Below are 15,519 nucleotides of genomic sequence, written 5' to 3'. Positions count from 1 at the left end.
TAGATTAAGGGGAATTTATTAAAATGATAAATCGATGCTAACCTGTTGACAATTAATACTTTTATGAGTTGCTTTGTAGCTGAATTTTTAATGAAAATTAGTTGTCATGGCAATCAAAAAACAGTACCTAAAAAGCAAGCCAATTTGTAAGGTAACCTTTACGGTGCCTGCAAAAGAAGCAGAAAATGTAGTTGTAGTAGGCGATTTTAATAATTGGAATCCAAAAGGAAGTGCGCTTAAAAAACTTAAGAATGGAACCTTTAAGGGAACATTTGAATTACCTAAGGAAAATACCTATGAGTTTCGTTATATTGTAGACGAAAGCTACGTAAATGATGAGTCTGCAGACCGTTACCAATGGAATGATTATGCTGGCGCAGAAAACGCCGTGATAGAACTTTAAATATAAAAGCCCCGTTGTAAAGCGGGGCTTTTTTTATGCGATAGTAAATAAGTAGTTTTTAAACGTACTATTTGCATCTGTAAATTGGTTAACTATACGTAAACCGGCATCTTCTGCCATTTGGGATACCATAGCATCATCATACTTTTGAGAAATTTCGGTATGTATGGTTTCCCAAGCATCAAACCTAAAGCTTTGCTCTAAAGCGTCTATGGTAACTTCTTGCGCTATTTTGCTCACCAAATAACTTTTGGCAGTACCCGTTTCTGGGTTGTAACTTTCCCAATGAATAAATTTTTCCAAATTAAAATTGCCTCCCAATTCAGTATTAATTCGGGTTAAAACGTTTTTATTAAAAGCGGCGGTAATACCAGATGGGTCGCTATACGCGTTTAAGATTGCCCTGGGGTGTTTCTTTTGGTCCATCCCCATAAAAAACAAATCATCTTTATTAAGAATATGTGCAATATTCATTAAGAATTCTACCGCAAGTTTATGGTTTAAGTTGCCAATGTTAGAACCTAAAAATAAGATTACTTTTTTCTTTTCTTGGGTTTGCCCCATTTCTTTTAAACTATCAAAATAGGTGCCTTGTATGGGTTGCACAGGTACGCTAGGTAATTCATTGGCCAATGATGTACTCAACTGTGCTAAAGCGTTTGCGCTAATGTCTATGGGGCGGTATTCAAATTGATATTTTTGATCTAGAAGTTCCTTTAAAAGCAATTTGGTTTTAGTGCCATCACCGGCACCAAGCTCGTATAAATTAAACGGTACTTGAGGGGAAGAGAAACTAGCAGTTATTTGTGTTTTATGTTGCTTAAAAATATCGTACTCCGCTCGTGTCAAATAATATTCGGGCAATGCCATAATTTGCTGAAAAAGCTTGTCTCCAATTTCATCATAAAAGTATTTAGAGGATAAATATTTAGGATTGTTGCTAAGCCCTTCTTTTACCTCCTTGGCAAAAACTGTGTTTGTTTTAGGTGTTGTTGTTCTTTCCATTTAGTGTTTTATTTTACCAGTCTAAGGCCAGTGTATTGCCACCTTAATTGGGGGTGAAAAAAGTTTCTATAGGTGTGGCGTGTGTGTTGTATTGGTGTGGCTATAGAACCACCGCGTAGTACTTTTTGGCTCACCATAAATTTTCCGTTGTACTCGCCTAAAGCACCATCTGCTTTTTTATAATTTGGATAGGGTAGGTAAGCACTTTCTGTCCATTCCCAACGGCTACCCCATTGTAACTGTTCATTGGCAATTTCCCATTCAAATTCCGTGGGCAGCCGTAAACCCTTCCATTGCGCAAAAGCAAAAGCTTCGTAAAACGAAATATGTGCTACAGGAGCATCAGGTTGAATAGCACGTAAGCCTTGTAAGGTATAATACTGCCACTCTTCTGCAACTAAATGCCAATAATTTGGCGCTTTAATGTTGTTTTTGGTTACCCAATCCCATCCTTCTGCATGCCATAAATCAAAACGCTTATAACCGCCATCGTTTATAAATTCTAAGAATTCGCTATTAGTGACTAAGGTGCTTCTAATACTAAAATTATGTAAGTAAACTTTATGTCTACCTAATTCATTATCATAACAAAAGGCATCGCCCTGATGACCTATTTCATAAACACCTTCATCGATGGAAATCCATTCCGTTTGTTTTATATCAGTAGGATATTCAACAATTCCATCGTCATAATTAGGCAACAATGGATTGTGACCAAGAATATATTTAATGTCCGTAAGTAATAGTTCTTGGTGTTGTTTTTCATGATGTATCCCAATTTCTAATAGTCCTAATACCTCTTTGGAAACGGGCGCATCAAATAGCGATGCAATAGCTTGGTTAACTTGTTCTCTATAACTATAAATTTGGGCAACAGTGGGTCTACTTAAATTGCCACGGTCTGCACGCACTACGCGTTTGCCAACAGTTTCATAATAGCTGTTAAAAACAAAAGAAAACTCCTCATGATAGGTTTTATAGTTTTTAACGTGTGGTTTAAGTATAAACTCTTCAAAAAACCAAGTAGTATGGCCCAAGTGCCATTTTGGAGGACTCACATCTGCTATGGGTTGTACAACATAATCTTCTGTAGAAAGAGGTGCACAAAGTAGTTCGGACTGTTTTCTTGTAGTTAAGAAAAATTCCAACATAGGATGCGATGAAGGCATGTATAGCGATTTTTTCTAAATATACGCATTAAATAAGGGGCTGCTACGCATTAGAAATGTTATAAATTGGTAAAGAAAAGCTAAAAACAGTTCCTTCATTGGGTTTGCTTAATACCTTGATGCTGGCATTATGCAGTTCTACAATTTTTCTAACAATGGCTAAACCAAGGCCAGCCCCCTCTTTTTCATGACTTTGTTTGGTTTGTCTGTAGCGTTCAAAAATTAAAGCCTGATTTTCTTCCGTAATTCCTGGGCCATCATCTTTTATTAAAATAGCAACTTCTTTATTATTGTTTATTAATTGAAGGGTAACCGTGCCGTTCTCTGGCGTAAATTTTAAGGCATTATCTATTAAGTTTTGGATAGCGCGTTCTACCAAAGAAATATCTGCAAATACCAAAGGCACATTTTCTGGAATGTCTAGTGAAAATTGAATATTCTTTTTCTGTGCCAGTACCTCATAGTTGTTGCAAATGTCATGCGCCAATTCACTCAATAAAAAAGGTTCTTTTTTTGGTGTTATTTGCTTTGCTTCTAATTTAGAGTACTCAAACAATTGGGCTATCATCTTGGATAAGCGTTCACCACTAGAACTTATAATATCCATATAGCGTTCTTTATCACTTTCGGATAATTGCCCTTCTTTCATTTTAAGCGTTTCTATATAACCTTGTATCACGGATAGAGGCGTACGCAGGTCGTGACTAATGTTAGCAATAAGTTCCCTGCGCATATTTTCTAAAGATTTAATATGGTCCATATCTTTCAATATGGTATCTGCCATCTCGTTATAGGTATTGGCAAGCCCCGTTAAATCGGTTTTGTTTTGGTCAGCAATTCGGTACTCCAAATCACCTTGTTGAAAACGCTTGGCGGCATAACTAATTTCCCGTAAGTTTTTGGTTAAATACCAGATAGATAGAATGCCTAAAAGACCAGCAAAAAATAAGGTAAGGATAGAGATGCCCAAGCCCATTTTCTGTGCATAACCCCCAAACAAAAGCTCCTTGGTGTTACTATAATCTTGTCCAGCTAAAATGATATAGATATAGCCTTCCTTACCGCCTTTAGAAAATTTGGCTGCAGAAAATATTTGTTCTTCTCCTGGGTTTCTAGGGTTGTCTCCTAAAATATAGCCATTTCCATTTTGCGCAATAAAAGTTTCAATGGGAGCTAAGGCTACTTGCTTTTCTTGTTTTTTTGGGTCGCTATGGTCTAGAACAACAGAATACTGTACTTTTCCTTCCATATCTAAAAGATAAACTTCTATAGCACGATTAATCCCCATCATATCGTGCATAATTTCACCAAATAGTGCTTTGTTTACATTTCCCAAGCTATCTATGGGGCTTTCAGAAACAAATTTTTCATCAATTAAATCTTGCGCCAAATTTGCGTGCAATCGTTGGGTGGTCTCGGATAAATAGTGGTTGGAAAAATAAAATGTGGCCATCGTAAAACCAATACCGGCTAAGAGTAGTACCGCTAAGAAAGAAAAAATCAGTTTGGTAATAAGTCGGTTAGAATAGAGGTTTTCTTTCATACTTCTTCGTTAAATTTATAGCCTACGCCCCAAGAGGTTAAAATATATCTTGGGTTGCCCATGTCTGGTTCTATTTTGGAACGTAATCTGTTTATGTGTGAGTTTACGGTATGCTCGTAACCCTGAAAATCATAACCCCAAATAAGGTTAAGCAGTTTGGTGCGGTCATAACTTTTACCGGGATTGCTAGAGAGCAATACCAGTAAGTCAAACTCCTTTGGGCTTAAATCTATTTTTTGATTGTTTAAGGTAACCTTTCTGTATTCTAGGTCTACGGCCAATTCGCCAAAGGTCATTTTTTTAGTATCCTTGGGGGTAGATTCTACTGGAGCGCTCATATTGCCACGTCTAAATATGGCTTTTACCCGTGCCAAAAATTCCCGTACACTAAAGGGTTTGGTCAAATAATCGTCCGCACCCATTTCTAATCCTAGTACTTTGTCTATTTCTTCAGATTTTGCCGTAAGCATTAAAATGGGGCTATGTAGTTGTGCGGCACGTAGTCTTCTGCAAATTTCTATGCCGTCTACTTCTGGTAACATTACATCTAGAACAATGAGGTCTGGTTGTAAGTTTAAAGCTTTTTCTAAGCCTTCCGTTCCTCTTGTGGCGGTTTCCACTTGGCAGTCTAAGTCTTTTAAATGGAGTTCCAATAAATGGATAATTTCTGGGTCGTCCTCAATAATCAATACCTGCTTCATATGGGCTAAATAAGACATAATGTTTCACGAAAAGTTCACAAGTACGCAAGGTATTGTGATGGTTTGTGATAAAATAGTCGCCCTTTTCTTAAAAGGCTAACAATACGGCAATAAAATATCGATTAAAGTATTGAAAATCAAGATGTAATAAATGTTTAGGTTTCTGTGAAGAGTTTGCAACCTGCGGTGGGTTCCTTTGTCAAAACTTAAAAAATATAACAATGAACCACTTTAAATCATTATGGCTGGTAGCAGTATTGGCCTTAGTCGTAGTTTCTTGTTCAGATGATGACGACAGCACTACAACTCCAGAAAATTTAGAAGCCGGCACACTGGCAGGCGGACCTTTTAACTTTACCGTAGACGGTGTGCCAGATATGGTAAGCGGAATAACGCTAGACAATTTTACAGGGCAAGGTGATGTACAATCTTTTGTAATCACGGACGATGCCAAAAACATTTTGGGCTTACCGCCAACTTTTGAAGCCTTGGAAAGTGTGGATTTTGACGGGGCAGGAGAAGGCGTATGCTATATTTACCACATTACCTACCAAACGGGTTTAATGGGTTTAGAAACCGAACAGAATTTGGACAATCTAGAAGGAGAATTTGATTTATCCAACTTTATTGTTGTGAATCGTGGCGGTCTAAACGCCGGAATGTTATCTGGCGGACCGTATGAGTTTGTGGTAGATGGCATGCCAGATATGGTATCTGAAATTGCATTGGATGCGGCTAATGTAACGGGAGATAACCAAACGTATGTTATCACAGATGATGCTAAGAATATCTTGGGTTTACCACCAACCTTAGAAGCTATAATGGGGGTAGATTTTGATGGAGCTGGCGTTGGTTCTTGTTACATTTATCACTTAACGTATTCGGCCGAGTTGGGCGGATTGGAACAAGGCGGTAACCTAGATAATCTTACAGGGCAATTTGCTGTGTCTAATTTTGTAACCGTAAATAGAAATGCCTTAAATGCAGGTACACTTTCTGGCGGACCTTTTATGTTTTCAGTGGATGGTAGTGCAGATATGGTAAGTGGTATTACTTTGGACGAAACTGAGCTAACAGGTAGCAATCAAGGTTATGTAATTACAGATGCAGACCTTAATATTTTGGGTTTGCCACCAACATTAGAAGCCGTAGAAGGGGTGGATTTTGATGGCGCAGGCATAGGCCTTTGCTTAATATGGCACATTACCTATGAAGATGGTATTGTGGGATTAGAAGCTGGAGCAAATGCAGCCGATTTGGATGGTTTCTTCGCGTTGTCTAATAGTGTAAGTGTTTATAGAAATCCAAATGCTGGGGTAATTTCTGGTGGTCCTTTTACTTTTCAGGTAGATGGTAATCCAGATATGGTGAGTGGTATTAGTTTGGATAGTAGTGCTGCTACAGGTAGTAATAGTACTTGGGTAATTACAGACGACCAAGGTAACATCTTAGGCTTGCCACCAACATTGGCTGCGGTAGAAGGTGTAGATTTTGATGGCGCGGGTACAGGAGTATGTTTAATCTGGTATATGCGTTATGAGGATGGCCTAACAGGTCTGGCAATGGGGAATAATGTAGATGATTTAGAAGGTTTGTACGGGCTATCTAATAGTATTACGGTAACACGAAACTAATTGCTATGGAAAAGAATGGTCTTTTCTAAGTGTTTTGTTTATTTAAAAAGCCCAAACCGAAAGGTTTGGGCTTTTTGTGTTTATACGGCTACGGCACCCTTAATATGTGGGTGTGGGTCGTAATTTTTTAGGGTGAAATCTTCAAATGTAAAGTCGAAAATGTCTTTTATATCCGAATTTAATTCCATTATAGGCAATGGTCTAGGTTCTCTGCTTAGTTGCAGTTCTACCTGTTCCATATGATTATTATAAATATGAGCATCTCCAAAGGTGTGGATAAATTCCCCAGCTTCATAGCCACAAACTTGAGCCATCATCATGGTAAACAAGGCATAGGATGCAATGTTAAAAGGTACCCCAAGAAAGATGTCTGCGCTACGTTGGTATAATTGACAACTTAACTTGCCGTTGGCTACATAAAATTGAAAAAAGGCGTGGCAAGGAGGTAAAGCCGCTTTGCCATTGGCTACATTTTCTGAAAATGATACAGAAGTATCTGGCATAACACTTGGGTTCCAAGCAGAAACCAACATTCTACGACTATTTGGGTTGTTTTTTAAGGTGTCAATTACCTCTTTTATTTGGTCAATTTCTTCACTATTCCAATTGCGCCATTGGTGCCCATAAACAGGTCCAAGATTGCCATTCTCATCTGCCCATTCATTCCAAATACGTACGCCGTTTTCTTGTAGGTAAGCAATGTTAGTGTCACCCTTTAAAAACCAAAGTAGCTCATGTATAATTGATTTTAGATGCAATTTTTTTGTGGTCACCATGGGGAAACCCTCTTGTAAATCAAATCGCATTTGGTAACCAAAAACACTTAAAGTTCCGGTGCCCGTTCTATCTCCTTTTTGATTGCCCTCTGCAAGGACGTGTTTTAATAAGTCGTGGTATTGTTTCATAAAAAGCGCTCTTCTGTCTCTTTTTAAGTGAGACTAAAACTGAAATCAAAAGTAGCAGATTATTCAACCTGAATCCATTTTTGTTTTTGAGGATTATACACTTTTTATTAACCGGAAATGGACTGGTTAAAATCTAGGAAGGTAGTATAGAATTGGATAATAAGTAAATACCTATTTTTTAAGTATTTGGTCTTTTTTTTAGGATGGATGAGAATTGATTATTACCTACACCTTGTGCTTAAAAAAAGATTTTTCAGTGATCGCAAGGCTATTCCAAGATAAATAACATAGAGGTTAAAACAACCTCGTTAACCTTACTTGAAAATTTTATTAAAAAAACCTGGAATTTACGATTAACCTAAAATCATTCCCGCAATAGTGGCAGAAAGTAGGGAAGCTAAGGAGCCACCCAGAACGGCTTTCATACCAAATTCAGATAAAGTTTTACGTTGTCCCGGTGCTAAAGAACCAATACCACCAATTTGTATGCCGATAGAAGCAAAATTGGCAAAACCGCAAAGCATGTAGGTAGCCATAATTACCGATTTGTTATAGGTAAAATGTGCGCTATTGGCCACATTTTTTAGCTCGGCCAATTGAATGTATCCTATAAACTCACTGGCTGCCAATTTTATGCCCAATAATTGCCCCATTAGCATAACATCTTCATTGTTAACACCAATAAGCCACATTAAAGGTGCAAAAACGGTTCCTAGAATAGCTTCCAAAGAAAATGAATCATAAGGAGTGTTTGCAGATATCCATGTGTTCAAAGTAGTATATTCTCCTGCCCCACCTAGCATGCCATTTATCGGAGTGTTTACAGATATCCATGTGTTCAAAGTAGTATATTCTCCAACGCCTCCTAGAATGCCATTTATCATCGCTATAAAAGCTACAAATACCAATAGCATTGCCCCAACATTTACGGCAAGTTTTAACCCTTCTGTTGTGCCATTGGCAATGGCATCTAAAAAATTGGCTCCAATGCGGTCTTGAGAAACCTGAACATCGGTATTAATCGTTTCAGTTTGTGGGTAAAGAATTTTAGAAATTACAATTGCACCGGGTGCTGCCATAACAGAAGCTGCTAGTAAATGTTTTGCGAAGATGAGGCGCAAATCCGGGTCGTCTCCACCTAAAAATCCAATATACGCGGCCAAAACAGCACCAGCTACAGTGGCCATTCCGCCCACCATAACCAATAAAATCTCAGACCTATTCATTTTTTCCAAATAGGCTTTTATAAGTAAGGGGGCTTCGGTTTGCCCTAGAAAAATATTACCGGCTATAGATAGGCTTTCCGCACCAGAAATACCTAAGGATTTTGTTAGTAGCCAGGCTAAGCCTTTAACTACTTTTTGTATAATACCTAGATAAAAAAGTACTGAAGTTAGCGCAGAAAAAAATATGATTGTAGGCAATACCTGAAAAGCAAAAATGTAGCCAAATGTATCCATATCCACTACAAGTCCTTCAAATAAAAATTGACTACCTGCCCGTGTAAAATCAAGTATACTTACAAATACGGAACCTATGGTTTCAAAAATTACCTGAACAAATGAAACTTTTAATACTCCTATGGCAATTAATAGTTGTATGCCAAGCCCAATGGCTGTTGTTTTCCAATTTATTGCTCTTCTGTTGGCACTGAACAAAAAGGCAATTAGTACTAAGGCTGCCATGCCTAAGATGCCTCTAAACAATGTTTTAACGGTAAAACCTTGATTAGGAACCAAATCTGCCGAGGTGCTGTTAAGACCAACATTAGGTAGATTATTAGCCAAACTGTCTATAACCATGGGTTCCTGTGCTGCTAGCGGTAAGGCACATAGGCCCAATAAAAACAGACACCAAATCTTGGTTGGTTTCATAAAGTAAAGGTTATTTTCTTTTGGATATTTCGTCTCGCAGTTTAGCCGCTTTTTCGTAATCTTCTTTAGCTACGGCCTTATCCAGTTCTTTGTGCAGTTCTTCTAGAGACATTTCTCTGTAAGCACCTGTTGGGTTAGAATCAATTTCTACGGTTTCTCCTTCTTGAAGTATTTCATCAACCAAAATGCTTTCATCGCTATCTTCCTCTTCCTTTTCTTGTGCGGAAAATTTCAGAAAGATACCAGCCTTGTCTAAAATGGTCTTATAGGTGAAAATAGGGGCATTAAACCGAAGTGCCAATGCAATGGCATCACTGGTTCTTGCGTCTATAATTTCTTCTTGTCCTTCCTTTTCGCTAATTATGCTTGAATAGAAAACCCCATCTACCAATTTGTGGATAATAACCTGCTTTACCTGGATGCTAAAGCGATCACAAAAGTTTTTAAACAAATCATGTGTTAATGGTCTGGGTGGCTTTATTTCCTTTTCCAGGGCAATAGCAATAGATTGTGCTTCAAAAGCACCTATTACAATGGGGAGTTTTCGGTCTCCGTCTACTTCATTTAAAATTAGGGCATAGGCGCCATTTTGGGTTTGGCTATAAGATATCCCCTTAATCTTTAATCGTACTAAACTCATATAAACTTTTGCCTAAAATAAAAGTGGCTGTTCAAAAATATGGCCTAAACCGAATCTGAACAGCCGCTTCCAAAAGGCAAATTAACAAAATTTAAGCGTTTTGAGCTTTAAATTCTTTTAATTTTTCTATGAGTTCCGGTACCACTTCAAAAGCATCGCCTACAATACCATAATCGGCAGCTTTAAAGAATGGCGCTTCTGGGTCATTGTTGATAACAACTTTAGTTTTTGAGGCACTTACACCCGCTAAATGCTGTATGGCACCAGAAATACCAATAGCTATGTAAAGATTGCTGGCAACTGGTTTGCCGGTTTGTCCTACGTGCTCGCTATGGGGTCTCCAGCCCAAATCAGATACCGGTTTTGAACATGCTGTTGCAGCTCCAAGAACTTCGGCAAGTTCTTCTACCATTCCCCAATTTTCTGGACCTTTAAGTCCTCTTCCTCCAGAAACAACAACATCTGCATCTGCAATAGTAGCCTTACCAACCACTTTATCTACTTCAACTGATTTTACGCCTAAATCTGCATCACTAATAGTTGGTGAAAAAGATTCCACGGCTGCGGTAGTTTGGTTTTCTATAACACCAAAGGCATTATTAGATACCCCAACAATTTTAATTTCTGTTGTTATTTCGGTGTGGGCAAAGCCCTTGTTACTAAAGGCGGTACGTTTTACTACAAATGGGCTGGCACTATCTGGTGCGCTAACCACGTTTGGAGCATAACCTGCATTTAGCTTTCCAGATAACAACCCGCCTAAAAACTTAGCATCTGCACTAGAACTGATAATTACCACCTTTGCAGCTTCTGCTCCTAACGCTTGTTGTATTGCACTAGCATAGGCATTGGCGTTAAAAGTGCTTAATTGATCGTTGCTAATATTTAATACTTTGCTAACGCCGTAAGTACCCAATTCTGTTGCATCTTCTACGTTAAAACAAACGGCTGTAACCGTTGTTCCCATTTTAGAGGCTACATCATAGGCGTAAGAAGCTACTTCAAAAGCATTCTTTTTTAATTTTCCTTTATCTGATTCTGTATATACTAAAACTGACATGTGTACTTTTTAAATTGATGAAATGGATTAAATTACTTTGGCTTCGTTGTGAAGTAAAGAAACCAACTCTGCAACATTGCTAGCATCTACTAATTTAACAGGGCCTTTTGCAGCTGGTTTTTCAAAGGTTTGATCCTTGGTGAGTGGGTTGCTATCAGTAGCAGGAACCACATTAAGGGCTTTTTTACGGGCCATCATAATACCACGCATGTTAGGTATTTTTAAATCGCTTTCCTCAACTAAACCTTTTTGACCTCCAATAATTAAAGGTAAAGTAGTACTTACTTTCTCTTTTCCGCCATCTATTTCCCTTACGGCAGTTGCGGTAGAACCGTCCACTTCTAGATTAATACATGTGTTAACGAAGTTCATGCCTAGCATTGCAGCCAAAATACCAGGAACCATACCACCGTTATAATCAATGGACTCCCTGCCAGCTATGACTAAGTCATATTCGCCCTTTTTAATTACGTCTGCCAACTGTGTGGCAACAAAGTAACCATCTGTAGGTGTGGCATTTATTCTAATACCTTCATCGGCACCTATGGCCAAAGCTTTTCTCATTGTAGGTTCTACGCTGGCATCACCTACGGTTGCAATATGTACGGTAGCACCCTGTTTTTCTTTAAACCACATGGCACGGGTTAATCCAAACTCGTCATTTGGGTTAATCACAAATTGAACACCATTTGTGTCAAACTTTGTATCGCCGTCCGTAAAGTTTATTTTAGATGTAGTATCAGGAACATTACTTATACAAACTAATATTTTCATAGTATTAGGTTAATTTATTACGCTCGTAAAGATAGCTAATTTTCCTAAATTTATTATGCATGCATAATAAATTTTTATGTTTTTTTACTTTTTTTGACTTAAGGGTTCCTGTTTAATTTGCTATTTTTGCTTGCATTTTTAATAAACCACTCCATTTATATATGAAGACACTACAATTTAGGGAAGCTATCGCGGAAGCCATGTCCGAAGAAATGAGACGTGACGACACCATTTATTTAATGGGAGAAGAGGTGGCAGAGTACAATGGTGCTTACAAAGCTTCTAAAGGAATGTTGGATGAATTTGGTCCAGAACGTGTTTTGGATACGCCAATTTCCGAACTTGGTTTTGCGGGTATCGGTGTCGGTTCTGCAATGAACGGTAACAGACCTATAATTGAGTTTATGACCTTCAATTTCTCTTTGGTAGGTATAGATCAAATTATTAACAACGCAGCCAAAATTAGGCAAATGTCCGGAGGGCAGTTTAATTGTCCTATTGTTTTTAGGGGGCCAACAGCTTCGGCTGGTCAGTTAGCGGCAACGCATTCCCAGGCTTTTGAAAGTTGGTACGCCAACTGTCCAGGTCTTAAAGTAGTGGTGCCTTCTAACCCTGCAGATGCAAAAGGCTTATTAAAAGCTGCTATAAGAGATGATGATCCCGTAATTTTTATGGAGTCTGAACAGATGTATGGTGATAAAGGAGAGGTGCCAGAAGGTGAATTTACTATCCCTTTAGGTGTTGCAGATATTAAGAGAGAGGGTACAGATGTTACCATTATTTCTTTTGGTAAAATTATCAAGGAAGCCTACAAGGCGGCAGATGAATTAGAGAAAGATGGTATATCTTGTGAGATCATAGATCTTAGAACGGTGCGCCCAATGGATATAGATGCTATTATTAAATCCGTTAAGAAAACCAATAGAATGGTAATCTTAGAAGAAGCATGGCCTTTTGGAAATGTAGCTACGGAGATTATTTATCATGTACAAGATAAAGCATTTGATTACTTAGATGCACCTATAGTAAAATTGAATACTGCAGATACACCTGCGCCTTATTCACCAGTTTTGTTGGCAGAATGGTTGCCAAACAAAGATGACGTTATTAAGGCTGTTAATAAAGTGTTATATAAAGACTAAAACCGTTTAAGTACGGTATATTAGCCCCTTCAATTTAGATTGATGGGGCTTTTCTTTTTTAAGGAATGGTTTTTGAACCTTGCGATTAAAAACTAGTTGACCTATTGTGGATTTGGGTGTTGCAACCCCAAGAAATGTGTACTACATGCAGAAATTCCTTTTATATCTTTTCTTATTATTTACCGTTTCTGGTCTGGCGCAAACGAAAATCAGTGGTATTGTGGTGGATCAAGACGGGGTAGGGGTACCCTTTGCAAATATCTTATTTAAAGCGGCGTCTGAAGGTACTATTACCAATGATGATGGGCGGTTTTATTTAGAATCAGATAACACTTATAATGCAATTTTAGTTTCTTATATAGGTTACGAGACCAAAGAAATAGCCTTGGAAAAACGGGTAACCTATGAGATGGTAATTGTTTTACAAGAATCTGCGGAGCAATTAGACGAGGTTGTGGTGTACACGGGTAAACAATCTAAAAAAAATAACCCCGCAATAGAAATACTCAAGAAAATTTGGGCTAAAAAAAGGCAAAACGGGGTCTATAAGTACAAAAGCTATCAATACGATAAATATGAAAAGATAGAGTTTGATTTGAACACCATAGACTCTGCTTTGATCAAGAGTAAGGCGTTTAAAGGATTAGAGTTTATGTTCGAGGATTTAGATACCTCTAGAATTACAGGAAAGACCTACCTACCCATGTTCTTAAACGAGGTTTTTTCCAAGGTTTACGGTAATAATCAAATTCAAGCAGAAAAAGAAGATGTTTTGGGTAATAAAAGTTCTGGTTTTGCGGGTAACCAAGCTATAACCGCTTTTATAGAAGACCTTTATTCAGACTACGATATTTACAATAATTACCTTAAGTTTTATGATAAGAGCTTTACCAGCCCACTGTCTAAAACTGGCGTGGATACCTACAATTATGTATTGGCAGATAGCAGTTATATAGATAATAAATGGTGTTATAATATAATCTACTACCCAAGACGTAAGAATGAATTAACCTTTAAGGGAGATTTTTGGGTGGCGGATACCAGTTTTGCCGTGAAAAAAATTAATCTAGCCGTAACCAAAAGTGCCAATATAAATTGGGTAAAGGATATTTATATAGAGCAAGACTTTGACGTGGTCAGTGATTCGGTGTTTCTTTTGAAGAGGGATTATATGTTAACCGACTTTGCTTTTAGTAAAAAAGAGGAGTCCAAGGGCGTTTATGGTAAACGCACCACGGTATACGATAATTATAGTTTTAATTTAGAAAGGCCAGTAGATTTCTATAAGGCAAAAGCAGACCCTTATGACCCAAGGGTTTTTGAACGCGATAGCCTTTTTTGGACAAATGCCCGTTTAGAGCAATTAAATGATGATGAAGAAGGCATTTTTAAATTGTTAGATACCCTTAAAACGGTACCTAAGTTTAAAACCTATTATAACATAGCCAGTGTGTTGGGCTCTGGTTACATTGAAATTGATAAGTGGAATGTAGATATAGGGGATTTATACAGCACTTTTGGTATAAACGATGCAGAGGGCATCAGGGTTAGGGGTGGTGCACGTACCTATTTTGGTCAAAATGATCCTTGGCGATTAGAAGCATACACTGCCTACGGGTTTGACGATAAAAAGTTTAAATACGGAATCTCTGGTAAAGTATTGTTAGATCGTAAAAATAGAATTATTCTTTCAGGAGGAAATAGAAGGGATATAGAACAATTGGGTTTAAGTTTAACCAGTACAACAGATGTTCTAGGTAGGAGTATTGCATCTTCCTCATTGGTCTCCGTAGGAAATAATGATAGGCTAACCAACATTAACCTTTCAGTTTTAAATTTAGAGGCAGAGCCGGTAAAGAACTTAAGGTTTAGTGTGGGAGCGTCTTTTAGAACGCTGAGTTCTGCATTGCCCAATAACTTTAGTTTGGATTATCTAGACGACAGTTCACCCACTGGGATCTCATCTGAAATTAAACAATTTGATATCAACACCACGTTAATCTATACGCCTGGCAGGCGGGTTATTGGTTACGGGGTAGAACGTTATGACGTAGATGATGATATAAGTACGTTGGTTTTAAATTATACCAAAGGCTCTAAAGGTTTTCTAGAAAGCGATTTTGATTATGAGCGCTTACAATTCTCTTATACCCAACCCTGGCAATTGGGAGGTTTTGGGCGATTGTTGAGTACCGTTGAGCTTGGAAAAACCTTTGGTGAGGTGCCTTTAGGGCTACTTAGTGTGGTTCCTGGTAACCAAACCATTTTCTCTTTGTATAATACCTTTCCAAACTTAGATTTCTATGAGTTTGTTACAGATACATATGCTACCGTACATTTAGAACATAATTTTAATGGTCGGTTGTTCTCAAGGGTTCCATGGTTGCGTAATTTAAACCTTAGGGAGATAGTTGGGGTAAGAGCAGCTTGGGGCAGTATTTCCGAAGCAAATGTTAGATTAAGCTCCCCAACGAATATTCCGTTATTGGCGCCAGAAAACAAACCGTATTATGAGTATTCTTTTGGTGTGGGTAACATTTTTAAAATCTTGCGAATCGATTTTAATTTTAGAGGAAATTATCTCGAGGCTCCAAATGCGCGTCCATTTGGCGTTACAGGAACGTTTGGTTTTAATTTTTAGACAATAATTGAACTACAATTAACATAGA

The 15,519-nt window shown here is 38.0% G+C and carries 13 protein-coding genes; 4 read left to right on the top strand and 9 right to left on the bottom strand.

What is annotated here, in order from left to right; all coding sequences use genetic code 11:
• Positions 1–106: 106 nt before the first annotated feature.
• Positions 107–403: an isoamylase early set domain-containing protein gene (locus ACXAGS_RS09020; protein WP_474906231.1), complete on the top strand. Its 297-nt coding sequence runs from the start codon at positions 107–109 to the stop codon at positions 401–403.
• Between the two features lie 33 nt (positions 404–436).
• Here the strand turns inward: ACXAGS_RS09020 and egtD are convergent, their stop codons facing one another.
• The 4 genes from egtD to ACXAGS_RS09000 are packed head-to-tail and all read right to left on the bottom strand — an operon-like array spanning position 437 to position 4,821.
• Positions 437–1,408: an L-histidine N(alpha)-methyltransferase gene (egtD, locus tag ACXAGS_RS09015; protein WP_474906230.1), complete on the bottom strand. Its 972-nt coding sequence runs from the start codon at positions 1,406–1,408 to the stop codon at positions 437–439.
• Between the two features lie 8 nt (positions 1,409–1,416).
• Positions 1,417–2,577 (bottom strand): ergothioneine biosynthesis protein EgtB, encoded by a 1,161-nt coding sequence (egtB, locus tag ACXAGS_RS09010; protein WP_474906229.1) that lies wholly within the window; start codon positions 2,575–2,577, stop codon positions 1,417–1,419.
• A gap of 43 nt (positions 2,578–2,620) precedes the next feature.
• Positions 2,621–4,120, bottom strand: coding sequence for a sensor histidine kinase (locus ACXAGS_RS09005; RefSeq protein ID WP_474906228.1), 1,500 nt, complete (start codon positions 4,118–4,120; stop codon positions 2,621–2,623).
• Complete coding sequence (locus tag ACXAGS_RS09000; RefSeq protein ID WP_474906227.1) at positions 4,117–4,821, bottom strand: response regulator transcription factor; 705 nt, start codon at positions 4,819–4,821, stop codon at positions 4,117–4,119. The genes ACXAGS_RS09005 and ACXAGS_RS09000 overlap by 4 nt, the downstream gene beginning before the upstream one ends.
• A gap of 221 nt (positions 4,822–5,042) precedes the next feature.
• Between ACXAGS_RS09000 and ACXAGS_RS08995 the strand changes: the two genes are divergently transcribed.
• Positions 5,043–6,455, top strand: a complete 1,413-nt coding sequence (locus ACXAGS_RS08995; RefSeq protein ID WP_474906226.1) for a hypothetical protein — start codon at positions 5,043–5,045, stop codon at positions 6,453–6,455.
• An 80-nt stretch (positions 6,456–6,535) separates the two neighbouring features.
• On the opposite strand, the gene ACXAGS_RS08990 is transcribed toward ACXAGS_RS08995, so the two are convergent.
• The 5 genes from ACXAGS_RS08990 to ACXAGS_RS08970 all read right to left on the bottom strand — a co-directional run bounded on the left by ACXAGS_RS08990 (position 6,536) and on the right by ACXAGS_RS08970 (position 11,708).
• Positions 6,536–7,360: a thymidylate synthase gene (locus ACXAGS_RS08990; protein WP_474906225.1), complete on the bottom strand. Its 825-nt coding sequence runs from the start codon at positions 7,358–7,360 to the stop codon at positions 6,536–6,538.
• Between the two features lie 353 nt (positions 7,361–7,713).
• A complete protein-coding gene (locus ACXAGS_RS08985) occupies positions 7,714–9,234 on the bottom strand; it encodes a NupC/NupG family nucleoside CNT transporter (RefSeq protein ID WP_474906224.1) in 1,521 nt (506 codons plus the stop codon).
• A gap of 10 nt (positions 9,235–9,244) precedes the next feature.
• Positions 9,245–9,874 carry a bifunctional nuclease family protein gene (locus tag ACXAGS_RS08980; protein ID WP_010518312.1) on the bottom strand — a complete coding sequence of 210 codons (630 nt, stop codon included), beginning with the start codon at positions 9,872–9,874 and terminating at the stop codon, positions 9,245–9,247.
• Between the two features lie 91 nt (positions 9,875–9,965).
• Complete coding sequence (locus ACXAGS_RS08975) at positions 9,966–10,934, bottom strand: electron transfer flavoprotein subunit alpha/FixB family protein (protein WP_474906223.1); 969 nt, start codon at positions 10,932–10,934, stop codon at positions 9,966–9,968.
• Between the two features lie 27 nt (positions 10,935–10,961).
• A complete protein-coding gene (locus ACXAGS_RS08970) occupies positions 10,962–11,708 on the bottom strand; it encodes an electron transfer flavoprotein subunit beta/FixA family protein (RefSeq protein WP_474906222.1) in 747 nt (248 codons plus the stop codon).
• A 161-nt stretch (positions 11,709–11,869) separates the two neighbouring features.
• On the opposite strand from ACXAGS_RS08970, the gene ACXAGS_RS08965 reads away from it, so the two are divergent.
• Together ACXAGS_RS08965 and ACXAGS_RS08960 are read left to right on the top strand one after the other, a co-directional pair.
• Entirely contained in the window at positions 11,870–12,850 is a 981-nt protein-coding gene (locus tag ACXAGS_RS08965) for a pyruvate dehydrogenase complex E1 component subunit beta (RefSeq protein ID WP_474906221.1), read from the top strand.
• 145 nt (positions 12,851–12,995) lie between these two features.
• Positions 12,996–15,491, top strand: a complete 2,496-nt coding sequence (locus tag ACXAGS_RS08960; protein WP_474906220.1) for a DUF5686 family protein — start codon at positions 12,996–12,998, stop codon at positions 15,489–15,491.
• Positions 15,492–15,519: the final 28 nt, after the last annotated feature.

This window comes from Croceivirga sp. ABH4_376, assembly GCF_056160685.1.
The sequence above is the reverse complement of the archived record's forward strand: the minus strand, read 5'-3'. Positions and strand labels throughout refer to the sequence as shown.

Excerpts from the sequence above, each read along its gene's own strand:
- ACXAGS_RS08995 (WP_474906226.1), top strand. The coding sequence starts at position 5,043 with ATGAACCACTTTAAATCATTATGGCTGGTAGCAGTATTGGCCTTAGTC.
- ACXAGS_RS08990 (WP_474906225.1), bottom strand. The coding sequence starts at position 7,360 with ATGAAACAATACCACGACTTATTAAAACACGTCCTTGCAGAGGGCAAT.
- ACXAGS_RS08975 (WP_474906223.1), bottom strand. The coding sequence starts at position 10,934 with ATGTCAGTTTTAGTATATACAGAATCAGATAAAGGAAAATTAAAAAAG.
- egtB (WP_474906229.1), bottom strand. The coding sequence starts at position 2,577 with ATGCCTTCATCGCATCCTATGTTGGAATTTTTCTTAACTACAAGAAAA.
- egtD (WP_474906230.1), bottom strand. The coding sequence starts at position 1,408 with ATGGAAAGAACAACAACACCTAAAACAAACACAGTTTTTGCCAAGGAG.
- ACXAGS_RS09005 (WP_474906228.1), bottom strand. The coding sequence starts at position 4,120 with ATGAAAGAAAACCTCTATTCTAACCGACTTATTACCAAACTGATTTTT.
- ACXAGS_RS09000 (WP_474906227.1), bottom strand. The coding sequence starts at position 4,821 with ATGAAGCAGGTATTGATTATTGAGGACGACCCAGAAATTATCCATTTA.
- ACXAGS_RS08960 (WP_474906220.1), top strand. The coding sequence starts at position 12,996 with ATGCAGAAATTCCTTTTATATCTTTTCTTATTATTTACCGTTTCTGGT.
- ACXAGS_RS08980 (WP_010518312.1), bottom strand. The coding sequence starts at position 9,874 with ATGAGTTTAGTACGATTAAAGATTAAGGGGATATCTTATAGCCAAACC.
- ACXAGS_RS08965 (WP_474906221.1), top strand. The coding sequence starts at position 11,870 with ATGAAGACACTACAATTTAGGGAAGCTATCGCGGAAGCCATGTCCGAA.
- ACXAGS_RS08985 (WP_474906224.1), bottom strand. The coding sequence starts at position 9,234 with ATGAAACCAACCAAGATTTGGTGTCTGTTTTTATTGGGCCTATGTGCC.
- ACXAGS_RS08970 (WP_474906222.1), bottom strand. The coding sequence starts at position 11,708 with ATGAAAATATTAGTTTGTATAAGTAATGTTCCTGATACTACATCTAAA.
- ACXAGS_RS09020 (WP_474906231.1), top strand. The coding sequence starts at position 107 with ATGGCAATCAAAAAACAGTACCTAAAAAGCAAGCCAATTTGTAAGGTA.